Source organism: Haloarcula sp. H-hyl2 (assembly GCF_056934385.1).
The window spans coordinates 10,939-24,840 of record NZ_JBRIIJ010000006.1; the positions used below are offsets into that span (position 1 = coordinate 10,939).

Here is a 13,902-nt window from a genome sequence, read left to right on the forward strand (position 1 = left end):
CGGGTGATGAGACTACCGACGGGCTACCAGAACCGACACGTCGTCCCCTGTTTCGATACCCGGTACGGCGCCGTTCTGCGGTCCGCTCGTTAGTCGTCGGGCGTTCACACGCTCTGTGGTTCTATCGACGGAACGCTTTTGCCCGCGTCCTGCGAAGTCTTCCCATGACTTCGGCCGCGCCTTCAACCGCCGACGTGCTGGAGACGGTCGACGCCCTCGGCCCGCCCGGCACGCCGGTGACGACCCCCGAGGTCGCCGAGGGATTCGACTGCACGCAGCGGACCATCTACAACCGACTCGAGGCCCTCGTCGAGGAGGGGCCACTCCTGACGAAGAAGGTCGGCGCGAACAGTCGCGTCTGGTGGCGCCCCGTCGACGCTGACCTCCGACGAAACGGTGGCGCATCTGCCCCCGGTATCCCCGTCTCGCTCCGAGATGGACAGTCTCACCCGTTCACCGCCGACAGCGAGATGGCCGAACGCATCCGCGAGTTCGACTGGACCGAAACGTCCCTCGGCCCGATCGAGGAGTGGCCAGCGGAGCTGCGGACCGCGGTCGACATCATGCTGGGGGCGAGCGAAGCCATCGGCGTCTACTGGGGCGACGACCTCACTCTCCTCTACAACGACGCCGCACGGGAGCAAATCGGGAAGAAACACCCGGACGCACTCGGACGGCCCGCTCGCGAGGTGTTCCCGGAGGCGTGGGAGACGCTCGGCCCCTTCCACGAGCAGGTCATGGCCGGCGAGGGCCCGGTTCGGCGCGAACGACAGTACCTCCCGATTGACCGCGGCCCCGAACGAGAGGACATCTGGTGGAATTCCAGTTTCAACCCGATCCCGGCCGCCGACGGCTCGGTCGGTGGTGTCCTCAACGTCTCGTTCGACATCACCAACGAGGTACGTCTCGAAAACGCCCTCCGCGAGTCTAAAGAGCAACTCGAAGTCGCCCTTAACGCCGCGGGGATGGGAACCTGGAAGTGGGATCTCGAGGCCCGAACGGTGGACTGCGACGACACGATGCTGTCGCTGTTCGACTTGCCGCCCTCCGACGAGCCGGTCCCGGTCGAACGGTTCCTCGAAAAGGAGTCCGACTCGGGTGCTGATCAGGCCGAGGACACGATGGCGTCCTCGTTCGAGCCGGGCGAAGAGATCCAAGACGAGTTCGAACTCGACGGTGTCGACCCGCCTCGCTGGATCTCCTGGCGCGGCCGGGCGTCCGAGGATGACCCGACAGTCCTCCGTGGCGTCAGCTTCGATATCACCGAGCGTAAGCAGGCCGAAATCGAGCGGGAACGCGCTATGGAGGCCCTCCAGGAGAGCGAGGAACGTTATCGCACGCTGTTCGACTCGCTCAACGAGTCCATGCAGGAGGGGTTTTGCGTCGTCGAACTGCTTGAGGAGGGCGAGGCCACCGACGAATCTTCGAATCGGGACGAAACTGCCGCTGACCGGAATGCCCTGGGTGACTACCGCTTCGTGGAGGTCAATCCCGCGTTCGAGGAACTGACCGGGATGACCGACGTGGTCGGTACTCGTCGGTCCGACCTGGACGTCGACGGCGACGTCCCCGGGTTCGACGTCTGTGCCGAGGTCGCTCGGACGGGCGAGTCCCGTCGCCTCGAAACGAACGGCGAGCCGCTCGTCGACGGATGGTTCGACGTCCGCGTGTTCCCGTACGGCGGGTCGGACAGTCGGCAGGTCGCGGTTCTCATCGACGACATCACCGACCGAAAGGAGGCCGACGCAGCGTTGCGTGAGAGCGAACGGCGGCTCCGACTCGCGACCGACATCGCGGACATCGCCGTCTTCGAGTGGGACCTCGAGACGGATCGGGTGAGCGGAAACGAGCGAATGCACAAGTTGTTCGGATACGACGAGCACGAGACCATCGTCGGTGAAGAGTTACTCAACGAGCGCATCCATCCGGACGACCTCGAATCAGTCACCGCCCAGCTAGAGGAGGCGTTCGAGCCCGCCTCGGACGGGGAGTACGAGTTCGAGTTCAGAGCGAGGCGTCCCGACGGGGGCGAACGGTGGGTGCGCACGCGGGGTGAGGTGTTCTTCGAAGGAGACGGGGACGACCGGCGGGCGGTTCGCGTCTTCGGGACTGGTATCGACATCACCGAGCGCAAGGAGATGGAGGAAGACCTCCGCGAGAGCGAGGAACGGCAGTCCTATCTGGTCGAGTTGAACGACGCGCTCCGCTCGCTCACCGATCCGGCTGCGATCCAGGAGGAAGCGTGTCGCGTCTTGGGCGAGCATCTCGACGTCAAACGGGCGCAGTACGGCGAGCTCGATCTCGACCGAGCGGTTATCGACATCACGCGAGACTACTACCGGGGCGGACAAGACTTCGACGAGCTCCCGAGTCTCGTGGGGACGTACCACTTCGACGACTTTCCGGCGCACGCGGAAGCGTGGCTCGACCGTCGCTCGCTCATCGTAAACGACGCGGAACGTGATCCCGCCTTGAGCGAGAGTGAACGGACCGGAATGGCCCAACGCGCGGTTCGTGCCACGCTGTCGACTCCCTTGGTCAAAAACGGCGAGCCGGTGGTGGTCATGGCGGTGACCAGTTCCGTACCCCGTGAGTGGACCGAGGCGGACATCGCCTTGCTCGAAGAGACGGCCGACCGGACCTGGGAGGCCGTCGAGCGGGCACGGGCCGAGCAGGACCTCGCTGCCGAACTGGACGCCATGAAGCGGCTACAGGAGGTCAGCACCCAGGCGATCCAGCAAGACGACGACGGAGCGCCCCTGTACGAGTCGGTTCTCAAAGCCAGTATGGACCTCGTGGACGCCGAGTTCGGGACGATACAGCGACTCGACCCGGAGGCACACGAACTCGAGATGTTCGCCCACCTCGGATTCTCGGGGGAGATGATCGCGCAGTGGGACTGGGTCGATATCGAGACCGGGAGCAGCTGTGGGAGAGCCCTGCAGACTGAGGAGCGCGTCGTCGTGCCGGACGTCCAGTCGTGCGAGTTCATCGATGGCAGCGACGACCTCGAGGCGTTCGACCGGGCCGGGATCCGATCGGTGCAGACCACGCCGCTGGTCTCGCGAAGTGGAGACCTACTCGGCATGCTCTCGACCCACTGGACGGAGCCGCACGAGCCGTCAGAGCGGGACCTCCATCTCATGGACGTAATCGCTCGGCAGGTCGCCGACCTCATGCAGCAGCGGGCGGCCTACGAGGCGCTCGAAGAGAGCGAGGAGCGCTACCGCACGTTGTTCGAGTCGATCATCGAGGGGTTCTGTACCATCGAGGTACTGTTCGACGAGGACGACGAGCCGGTCGACTACCGGTTTTTGCAGACGAACCCGGCGTTCGAAGAGCAAACGGGCCTCGTCGACGCAGAGGGCAAACGGATGAAGGAGTTGAAACCAGACCACGAGGAGCACTGGTTCGAGATTTACGGCCGAATCGCCAAGACCGGTGAGTCGGAGCGCTTCACGGAGCGGGCGAAACACCTCGACGACCGGTGGTTCGACGTGAACGCGTTCCGCGTCGGCGACCCCGAAGAACGGAAGGTCGCAATCGCGTTCACGGATATCAGCGATGCCAAGCAGTTCCAGATCGCCCTCGAACGGCTCAACGAAGCGAGTCGGGAGCTGATCGACTCTGATCCGGAGGAGATCAAGGATCGAACAGCCGATATCGTCCAGTCGATCCTAGACGTCGAGTACGCCGCACTCTGGCGCTACGACGAGACGGTCGGAACGCTGGATGAATACGCCAGTCAGACTGCTCCCGAGGCCGACTTCGACGCCAGTCGCCTCGGCGTGGACCTTTCCGAAGCGATCTGGAATACCTTCATCAACGACGACGTGGACGTCGACAACGACATCAACGGAGCCGAGACCGACCCGGAAACAGTATCACTTCGAAGTCGCGTCCTCGTTCCATTGGGACGGCACGGGGTTATTTATGCTGGCTCGACACGGACAGAGGCGTTCGACGAACAGACGATCGACCTCGTCGAGACAGTCGCGGCGACCATCGAAACCGCGTGGGACCGCGCCGACAGCGAGCAGGAATTGGCGCGCCGGAACGAGGAGTTGACCCGCCTCGACCGGCTCAACACCCTCATCCGAGAGCTCGATCAGGCACTCGTGGCCGCCGACACGCGCGAGGCGATCGACGAGGCAGTCTGCGAGCAACTGGCCAACTCCGAACTCTACGGGTCGGCCTGGCTCGCGACCTACGACGGGGAGACGGATACGATACGCCCACAGGCCTGGGCGGGCATCGACAGTCGCTATCTGGACGAGCGGACCGTAACAGTCGGCGACGGCTCGAGCGACGACCCGCTCGTCGTCACCCACAGAACCCACGAAATGCAGGTCGTCTCCGACATCGCCGTCGACGCCCGGGCAGCCTCGTGGCGCGAGGCAGCTCTCGAACGCGGTGCGCGGTCGGCGATCACTGTTCCAATTGTCCACGAAGAGTCGATATACGGCATCCTCACCGTCTACGGTCGTACCCCGCAGCCAGACAACCGCGAGACGGCCGTGCTCGCAGAACTTGGTGACATCATCGCCCACGCCATTCACGCGATCGAGGCGACCACCACCCGCCAGACTGACAGCGTCGTCGAACTCACGCTCCGGACGAAAGAAGCGAACACTCCGCTTGCACGCCTCTCTCGGGAGGCGAACTGTGAGATCAGCGTCGAGGGACTCATTCCCAGTGCGACCGACGAGGCGCTGACCGTGTTCTTCACTGCGAACGGTGTCTCCCCGGACGCCCTCGCAACAGCCAGTGCGGAGGTGCTCGCTATCGAGGACCTGGCGTGTCTCGACGACCGTGGTGACCGCAGGCTGTATAGGGCGCACCTGACCGAGGGACACATCGGCTCGCTACTCGACACCCGAACGGCGGTCGTGCGCTCGCTATCCATCGAGAGGGGTACTCTCACGCTCATCGTCGATCTGCCCGAGACGGAGGTCGTCAGCGAGTTCCTCGACGACCTTCGAGGGCGTTTCCCGAACCTGGAACTGCTCGCCAGGACGACGCGAACCCGCCCACTGCAGACGCAGTACTCACTTCAGATGACGCTCGAAGACCGCCTCACGGCCCGGCAGTTAGAGGTGCTCCAGATGGCCTACGAAAGCGGCTTCTTCGAATCACCGCGTGTGCAGACTGGCAAGGACCTCTCCGAGGCACTCGATATCTCGCAGTCGACGTTCACTTACCACCTGCGGGAATCCCAGCGCCGGCTCTGTGCGATGGTGTTCGAGCCGGCCTGATCTGAGTTCCGTTCGCGCCGCCTGTCGGAGTACTCGGTTGACTCGGCCCGAATCAGGGCAGTACGCCCCGGACTGCTCTGTCTCTTCAGACTGATCACGAGTGTGAGTCCCGACGGTCTTCGTCAGGCGTTCATAGAAAATCGAAATAATACGAATTGGTACTCAACAGGCCTCGGTATCTTCTAGTCGGATTTTTCCCGCCTCGGGGACCTCCTCCCCTGCATGACGAGCGAGAACACCACATCGAAACAACGAGGGGGCCGAAGCCTGACCGTCGAGGAACGCGAAACGCTTTGCACCGCCCTCGAGATGGGGTATTTCGACGTGCCGAGGGCAACGACGCTTGTCGACCTCGCCGACGAACTCGGCCGCTCAGACGTCGCGGTTTCACAGGAGATCCGCCGCGGGATGGGAACTGTCCTCCGATCCACGGACGTCCTGTCCGACCCGGCCGTCATCGCCGATGGAAGCACCGACCGTTCGCTGGATCAGATGTTCGATGCACTTCGTCATCCATATCGCCGACGCATTCTCCTGCTCGTCAGCGAGCACAACCCCCGTGATGAGGAAGAGTTCTCCGTCGAGGACCTTGCCACCGAAGACGACGATCTCGAGTTGCTCACGACGGAGCTATATCACGCACACCTACCGAAGCTCGCCGAATCGGGATACATCGAGTGGGACGAGGACACACAAACGATCCGACGTGGCCCAAACTTCGACGAGATCGCGCCACTCCTCCGATTGATGCACGACTATCAGGACGAACTCCCCCACGGGTGGCCGTGACCGGTTCGACACCGCAATCTTCATCTGTCTAATTATTCAATCGTTGACAGGTCTCGTTAGCCGTCGATCGTGATCGAGCCGCCGGACGTGACCGTTATCTTGTAGCCGTAATAGTCGAACCGAACACGCTGGTCTGGGTCGTCTGCCTCGTGAAGTGTCTCAAGTATGTCGGGCCCGATCGAGTCGTAGAGCGGTGGCAGGTCGGTCGAATCGATCCCCTCGCGTTCCGCCACCGCGTCGATGATTGACGATGCGGGGAACTCCGTGTCGTCAACTTGTGCCGTCGTTTGGCGTGCGATTTTCGTTATCTCGAGCTCCCAGGAGTCCTCGTTGCCATCGTCGACCACCGGCCAACCACCTCGAACGTCGACACCGTTCGCAGCAGCTTCTGTTACGAGGTGCTGGAGTGCCTCGTGAAACTCGTCCTCGGTGTTGATGGTGGCTGAGGGGCCGTCATCTGACGAGTTCCCGGGGTCTTCCATAGCGATGGTTAGTGGGGACCAAGTATAAATGCTGACCCAGGGAGTGCGTGTGGAGGATCGATTGTTCACACTGACTGCCCCGAGAACGCGGATGCAGTGGCGATTGGGGAAATAGCTCGATGGGTTGCTCTCGGCCAGCAGGGCCGTTTACCTCTCCGATTACGGTGACGAAGCGCTTCTACGCTATACTAAAACAACTGCGCAACGATGAGCCGAGTGATACACTACAGGATGTCGTAATCGAGACGACGAGTCACTCGACTAATACGTCCCCTTGAGAGAGCGGCGTTTTTGAGCGAGACGTGTCCACCCTCCTGTAGTGGCTCCAACTCGTGAATCTCGTCGGACTGTCTTTCGACGGATTGCTCACCGGTCATACGCTGACTGGCCAGTATACGATGCGACGCCGCTGTACGAACGAAGCTCGCTTGCCGGACTGGGCTCAGACGTCAGGACAGTCTCGCAGACTTGGTTCAAACACGACCGCCACGAGTCCGTCGAGACCTTCATCTGCTCACTCCCACTGGCGTATTTCGAATTCGACGCACACGATCGTTACGCAGGGCCGTCTCGCTACGAGATGGACACCCTCTTTCGTGTCTTCATCCTGAAAGAATGTCACGGCTGGGAACACGAAACAGCGCTGATCGAATTCCTCGAGTGTCGGCCAGCACTCTGCGAGCAACTGGATCTAGAAGCAGTCCCCGACCAGTCAACGCTGTGGCGCAGTTGGCACAGGCGATTTACAGCAGAGCTTCGTGAAACCGTTGAGACGGCTGCGCGGACGATTCTGAACAAAGCCCAGAACGCGGGTGTCTCTGTCCCACGCGAACTAGAACAGCACTTTCCATCTCACGGTGACGAGGAGAACGAACTAGATCCGGACGATCAGGCGGTCCTTGACGAAGCGGCTTCAATTGGGGACCACGTCGGCCGTATCGTCTTCCCAGCATTCTCGCTGAACCGTGGTGACGGCTGTGAGATCCACGAGAACGCCTACTGGGGACTACAGACGTATCTGGGGCTTCGCGAGCGGCTGGCTGCAAACGAGGGGGCTCGCAGTTTCGTCTACGAATCGACTCGGGATCGGACGCCGCTGGGGCACGCCCATCGCGAACAGATGCGTGATCTCTCAATCGCGGAGATCCGCGAGATGTACCGACAGGCCGTCAACAAGCTCCTGAGCGAAGTCGCGGAGACGGAGCAGTTCTTCCGAGCCGGGATCGTTGCAATCGATATCACTGAAGCTGACCCCTTCACCGGTGATAGAACGGGCCACGAAGACGAAATAATCGGGACGAAGGAGAAGACCGACGAGTATGCCTACCAGTGGGCTACCATCCAGTTAGTTGGTAATGCAGTTCCGATTGTACTGGACGTGCGGCCAGTTCGGAAAGGAGAGTCCCGCTTAGAAATCGTCAAGGACCTCTTGGATTCTGCTGAGGAGATGGTACACGTTGATAACGTGCTGATGGACCGAGAGTTCGACAGTCAGCACGTCCTAGAGATGCTCAGCCAGCGTGGGCTGTCGTATGTCGTGCCCAAGCGGATGCAGACCAGCGAGAAGGCCCAGGCCAAGCGCCTACTCAAACGGGGAAAGAACCGATACGAAACTGATCGGAAATTGCATCTCGGACAGAACGAGTGGCACGAGACGACGCTGATCTATCGCCGGAAAAAGAACTCAGAGCACGACGACCACCGGCAGTACTCAGTGTTTATGACGAACGGGGGGACCGGCCACCTCACCGAGTATGGCTACCGGTGGGAGATCGAAAGCGGCTACAAGTCGATCAAGCGATTCATGGCCGCCACGACGTCGAAGGATTTTGGACTGCGGTTCTTCTACTTCGCGTTCGCGTGTCTGCTGTACTCGATTTGGCGAGCAGTCGATCTACTCGTGCAGGTGGAGTTGACTGGAGAGTACGAGCACTCGCCCATTGTGACAGCCGACAATACGCTGACGCTGCTGAAGAAGGAAACCGGAGTCGGGTAGAGAGACACTCCGTCTGGGTTAGCGGGGCGTCTGAGTGGCTACACTATCCGAGGCCACGGAAATACTCCGAATTGGTTTCTATCTCAACAAGAATGCTCGTTTGGAGAGGGATCTGAAGCAGATTCTGCTATCGATTCGTCCGAAACCACGCATCACAGCCCCGCTAAACCCACTGTAGTCTCAACTTCCACTCCCACAATTTCATATAGCACTATACAGTTTATAATTCTGCATATTGCGGTATAGGCGGTGTAGAAGAGCTGAAACTGGTAATCTGTGCTGTGACCAATACACTGCACATTACCGCGATAATGTGCTGTGTATTCGGGAGGGTCGCCGCCCTTGGGGAAACCTGAACGCCGCAACCCTCTCACGGGGACGTTTCCCCTCACGCAAATCCTGCGAACACACATCTGCCCGCTCGTCTTCGCTGCCTGGTGACCGTCGACAAGAGTACAGGCGCTGCGGCAGCCAGAGATCGACGGTGAATTTCCATCGATAGCCTCGGTTCCCGTCTCGAGACTCCGGTGGCCTCTCGGGTAGGTGGCCAGCGAGGCGGGTTGCGAATCTGAAGTTAGTTATTAAACTATGGCGCTATTGTATATAAGTTATTTATACTAGTAGTGCGTGTAACGGCACATGAACCACGAGACGGTTAACGGAAATAGATCGGGGACATCTATTTCGCTTTCAATACCCCCTTCAGATCCGGATTTATTCAAGCACAAAGCGACAAGTGATGTCCTGCTGTTTTTAATCAATCACAGACTTAGTAACTTCTCGCTCCGAGAACTTGCGGCGCAGGTCGGCCATTCACCTCAATCCGTTCGGCGGGCAGTGGACGTTCTTGGTGCGAATGATCTGATCGTCGAATCTCCCGAAAGCAACCAGCGACTCGTCCAGATTAACAGACAACGCCTGTCCATCCCAGACGACCCAATCCTCCGAATTCCTCAAACAGAGTATCACCAGCCGGTCAAAGCCGCGGTCACGGAGCTTCGTGAGAATATCAGCGATGTCGTCGGTATCATCCTGTATGGCAGCGTTGCCAGGGGAGATGCTGACAGACGAAGCGATATCGACCTCTGGGTGCTCACACGTTCTGGGCGGGCCGAAAGCCAGCGGGAAGCGAATGCCGTTGCCCGTGATCTGGAAGAGACAGAATTTGAGGGGGACCGATACGCCTACGACATCGATGTCGAGGCCGTTCAGGCGATTCCGACCTATACAGAAGATATCCGGGAAATCGTCGTCTCTGGCATTCCGGTCTACAAGACGAACGACTTCCAAACGGTCGAAAATCTCCTCTTAGAGGAAGATGGCGATGATGAGTAGCGGTTCGGACCCCGCAACTGTCCTCGAAGCACTCGAGCGTGCGCAGGATGCCTTCGAAATGGTTGGACGCGGTCGAACAGAGTTTGAGGAAGGGATCAGCGCTGATGCAGACTGGGAGACACAGCTGACCAAGGCGTGTCGACTTCTCGAAGTTGTCGACACACTCCAGGCACAAGACGGGTACTACACCGCCGTTATCGAGGTCTGTTTCGGGGCCATTGAACGATCTATTGAGGCCTATGCTCTCTCAATGACGAACGACACACTCCAAGATTTTCAGGATCATCAGTTCAGTTATCAGCGGGCTCATCAAATCGGGCTCTTCGAGAAACAGACTGCAGAGGAAATGAAAGCCCTCTACAGCGAAAACCGGACAGAGAGTTACTACGGCGGCGGTCGGCCGACAGAGGAACAAGCAAACGCAATGACCGAACTTGCCACTGCTGTCCATCAATTCGTGGTAGATCAGATTCGAGAGGGTGGTGTCTGTTTGTGTGACTGACTGTCTGTAGCGTTCTGGCTATATTCTCGTACACTCCACCGACTCCGCAGATACTGTGCTGTGTGTAAGAGCATGAAGTTGCCCTCGGGAATGCCGAATCAAAGTATAAACATTTCCAAGGATTGACTGCTATCTCCATCGGTGTTCGGTTAAGCACTGGATCGCCTCGTGAAGGCTTCAGATACTCGTTCGCTGAGTAAGAGGCGTGATCTCTCTGGTTGACGGGCATCACGGAACATCAACTCCGGCAAGTTCGGCGGTGGATGGCCGAACGACTGTGCCAAATCTTCGAGAATGAGCTGGGCGAGAGACCGGAAGGTCTTCGCCCAGCGCTCACGCGGGAACACCGTCTCTGGGAACAGCTCTTGAAACACGCCCAGCAAGGCTCTGCTGACCGTTAGCGTCAGCAGAGCCGCCACCACCAGCAGGTGAACGATTGCTGGATCACTCGTCTGGAACTTCTCCAGCCCATACAGCGACTTCAACTCCCGGAACAGCAACTCCACTTCCCACCGCAACCCGTACAGCGCCCCGACCTGTCTCGGAGTGAACTCATCGGGCAAATTCGTCACGTACAGGTGGTAGTCGTCGGTGTCCTCGTTGCGGACACCGACGACGCGAAACTCCATCGAATCGATTGACTGCTTCCCAGCGTATGCCCGTCGTTTGAACTCGATCTCCACGGTTACGTCGATAATCTCCCGAGTGAGATCTCCAGGACATTCCCGAAGATGACGCTCCGGCAAGGAAATGGCGCGCCCGCGCCATTTCCGTCGCTCGCCGACGATCAACGGATCGCGTTCGACTTCAGCCAGTCAGAAAGAAGCCGCCGTTCTTCTTCAATCAACGCGAATCGGCGAAAACTGTAGAAGCCCAGATCGAACAGTAACAGCCGGCCTCCCAGCCAGCTCCCCGGTGCGGAGCTGGCTGCTCTGTGGTGCGTTCATCGGTGAGCTGGAACCGTTCAATCGTCTGCGTCGTGGCGTTCTGCACGAGGTGAAGCTTTGCGCCGGACTGGTCCGAGTGAGTCGCCGGGAACTCGCTGAGGAGCCGATGCAACCGGAAGACGGTTGCATCGGCGATCAGCACCTCACGGAACAATTCGAACTGTGGCGCGATTGTGTGAGGAACCGCGACCCCCTCGAGAGCGTGCTCGAGGAGGTCGCTCAACAGTGCTGCGAGGGCTGGCGTGAACCGATCGTAGAAGCTGGAGCGGGCAACGGTCTGGTTGGTTGCTGCGGAGTATGCACGTTGAAATCCGGCGATGGTACGGGCTTCGCCATCAACGGCGAAGCCCATGATCAGCGTCCAGACGAGCATTGTGATGTCAATCTTCCGGTCACGCTGGACGACATCGCGCTCGCGCGCGATGTCTTCGATTAGCTCGGCTGGAAACAGGGAAGTCAACCGCCGTCGTATGAGGTTCGGGGAGAGTTGCTTGAACACATTCTCTCCCCACGCGGTCTACAACGATAGCTTCGTCACCAGAGCGCTGCCTGTCGGTTTCTCCGCCTAACCGAACACGGATGCTGCTATCTCAATCTATTGAGAACATATCCTACAATCAGGTGGATAGTCAGCCTACCGGTGGTGGGGTTATCAACAGAATAGTAGCTTACTTCCGGTGCTTGCACACGATTTCGATAGGTTCTTCTGTATCGTAATACGCAGTTTGGGCAACTCGGGATGCACACCGGTTACGGGACTTTCAAGACATCACAACAGCAGAGACTGTGTACGGAGTGTTGAACGTATGGCATCGGTACTGCTCGTTCTCTCGATTGCGTTGCTGGCGGCGTTGTTCATGTCGTTTACCGTCGGAGCGAACAGTAACTCCGCGCCAGTCGCGCCCGCTGTCGGAGCGAACGCGCTTTCAGTGCTTCGAGCAGCCCTGTTGGTTGGCATCGTCGCCGGACTTGGGGCAATCCTCCAGGGTGGCAGTATCTCAGAAACAATCGGCAAAGATCTCGTGACCGGCGTGGCGATAACGCCGCTCGCAGCGGCAGCGGCGCTGTTGACCGCTGCAACCCTCATCACGATCGGAAACACCTACGGATATCCGATCCCATCAGCGTTCACCGTCACAGGGGCGATGATCGGAGCCGGAATTGCCCTCGGCGGTGGGTTCGCAGTCGACGAGTACGTCGTCATCCTGGGGTTCTGGTTCGCGATACCTGTTGTTGAGGGCATTCTCGCGTACGGTCTCGCGCGCGGCCTCCGAAGTGACGCGGTCCCCGAGATCGTTGGCATCCCGCTCCTCGGCGGTGCGGTCGGATACGCGCTGGCAAATATCCAGCTGACGGTTATCCCGACAGCGAGTGGCACACAGGGCTCCGTGGCCCGATACCTCGCGAGGACGTCTCAACTCCTTCCGACGGTCGTCGGTGGCTCCTACACGCTCGGAATGGTCGGCGTGAGCGTGATCAGTGGCGTCGCCGCGCTCGTCGGGACATATGCGCTGCTCCGACGTGACGAGGCCGCCGGAATCAATCAGTTTCTGGTCATATTGGGACTCGTCGTCGTTTTCACGAGTGGTGGCACGCAAGTGGGACTTGCGACCGGCCCACTGGAAGCGGTGTTCGAGACAGATCTCCAGCTCCCGTCGATCTACTTGCTCGCACTCGGTGGTGGTGGGATCCTCCTCGGGGCGTGGATTAGAGGGCCACGACTCGTCCAGGCAGTCTCGAACGAGTACGCCTCGCTGGGCCCGCGGCGGTCGATCGCTGCCCTGATTCCCGCATTTCTGATCGCTCAACTCGCGATCGTGCTCGGCATTCCGATCTCGTTCAACAAAGTGATGATCGCGAGTATCGTCGGCAGCGGACTCGCCGCGAGTTCCTCAAACGGGAGCGGCGTCTCACCGCGGAAAGTCGGCATCACGATCGGGTCCTGGGTTGGCTCAATGGTGGGTGCGGGTATCATCAGCTACGGACTGTACCACACCTTGAACGCCATCTCCGGGGTCGCTTAGTCACGAGATGATCTGCTCGATTATCTCCTCCTCTGCAGCCTGTGTTTTCATTCCCTCCCAACTCTCGAAATCAGTTGTCGAACTGATGTAGTCATTAAGCTGATCACGAGAGATGGTCTGGACATCGGCGACATCGTCGACGGGCCACGGGCTCTGCTCACAGAAGGCGTCAAACGAGTCGAACCCGGTATGGTCACACATGAATTGCCGCGTGAAGAATGCATCAGACTGCACTCGTGTGCCCGTTTGCAGTTCACCGATTCGTTTCAGCGCATTCTCGACACGCTCTTCGAGATCGTCCAGGTTAGTCACCTGTAGATCCATAGTGGAAGTCGTTTCTCCAATCTAGTAAAAGCCACGACCATCTAAGCAGGAGTGCCAGACACACGGGGGGCGTTCGACCATCGACTCTATTCCTGTGAATCGAGACACCGAGACACACCTTTGTGTCGTAACCAACAGCCCCTGTCGATGTACCGGTACGTGTTGCCGTTCCAAACGGAGTGGAGACTGTTTTTGTTATATATCTCTCTTGTTAACATTCACGAAAGTTTATATATGATAGCAGCAAA

General features: G+C 59.4%; 8 protein-coding genes and 1 pseudogene. 6 read left to right on the forward strand and 3 right to left on the reverse strand.

The genetic code is table 11. From position 1 onward, the window contains the following. Positions 1-164: 164 nt before the first annotated feature. The gene (locus Hhyl2_RS20915) at positions 165-5,255 is read left to right on the forward strand and encodes a GAF domain-containing protein (protein ID WP_483552725.1); all 5,091 of its coding nucleotides are present in this window, start codon (positions 165-167) and stop codon (positions 5,253-5,255) included. 222 nt (positions 5,256-5,477) lie between these two features. Then, complete coding sequence (locus tag Hhyl2_RS20920; RefSeq protein WP_483552726.1) at positions 5,478-6,044, forward strand: helix-turn-helix domain-containing protein; 567 nt, start codon at positions 5,478-5,480, stop codon at positions 6,042-6,044. A 56-nt stretch (positions 6,045-6,100) separates the two neighbouring features. On the opposite strand, the gene Hhyl2_RS20925 is transcribed toward Hhyl2_RS20920, so the two are convergent. Further along, positions 6,101-6,526 carry a HalOD1 output domain-containing protein gene (locus tag Hhyl2_RS20925; RefSeq protein ID WP_483552727.1) on the reverse strand — a complete coding sequence of 142 codons (426 nt, stop codon included), beginning with the start codon at positions 6,524-6,526 and terminating at the stop codon, positions 6,101-6,103. A gap of 319 nt (positions 6,527-6,845) precedes the next feature. Here Hhyl2_RS20925 and Hhyl2_RS20930 point away from each other — a divergent pair, with 319 nt between their 5' ends. From Hhyl2_RS20930 to Hhyl2_RS20940, 3 genes are all read left to right on the forward strand, one after another. Continuing rightward, entirely contained in the window at positions 6,846-8,522 is a 1,677-nt protein-coding gene (locus Hhyl2_RS20930) for a transposase (protein ID WP_483552728.1), read from the forward strand. Between the two features lie 639 nt (positions 8,523-9,161). Beyond that, a complete protein-coding gene (locus Hhyl2_RS20935; protein WP_483552729.1) occupies positions 9,162-9,857 on the forward strand; it encodes a nucleotidyltransferase domain-containing protein in 696 nt (231 codons plus the stop codon). Beyond that, positions 9,850-10,359, forward strand: coding sequence for a DUF8154 family protein (locus Hhyl2_RS20940; protein ID WP_483552730.1), 510 nt, complete (start codon positions 9,850-9,852; stop codon positions 10,357-10,359). The genes Hhyl2_RS20935 and Hhyl2_RS20940 overlap by 8 nt, the downstream gene beginning before the upstream one ends. A 149-nt stretch (positions 10,360-10,508) precedes the next feature. On the opposite strand, the pseudogene Hhyl2_RS20945 reads toward Hhyl2_RS20940, so the two are convergent. After that, a pseudogene (locus Hhyl2_RS20945) lies at positions 10,509-11,805 on the reverse strand (IS4 family transposase). A gap of 307 nt (positions 11,806-12,112) precedes the next feature. Here Hhyl2_RS20945 and Hhyl2_RS20950 point away from each other — a divergent pair. Further along, positions 12,113-13,330 carry an anion permease gene (locus Hhyl2_RS20950; RefSeq protein ID WP_483552731.1) on the forward strand — a complete coding sequence of 406 codons (1,218 nt, stop codon included), beginning with the start codon at positions 12,113-12,115 and terminating at the stop codon, positions 13,328-13,330. Here Hhyl2_RS20950 and Hhyl2_RS20955 read toward each other — a convergent pair whose 3' ends face one another. Beyond that, positions 13,331-13,654, reverse strand: a complete 324-nt coding sequence (locus tag Hhyl2_RS20955) for a hypothetical protein (protein WP_483552732.1) — start codon at positions 13,652-13,654, stop codon at positions 13,331-13,333. Between the last annotated feature and the right edge of the window lie 248 nt (positions 13,655-13,902).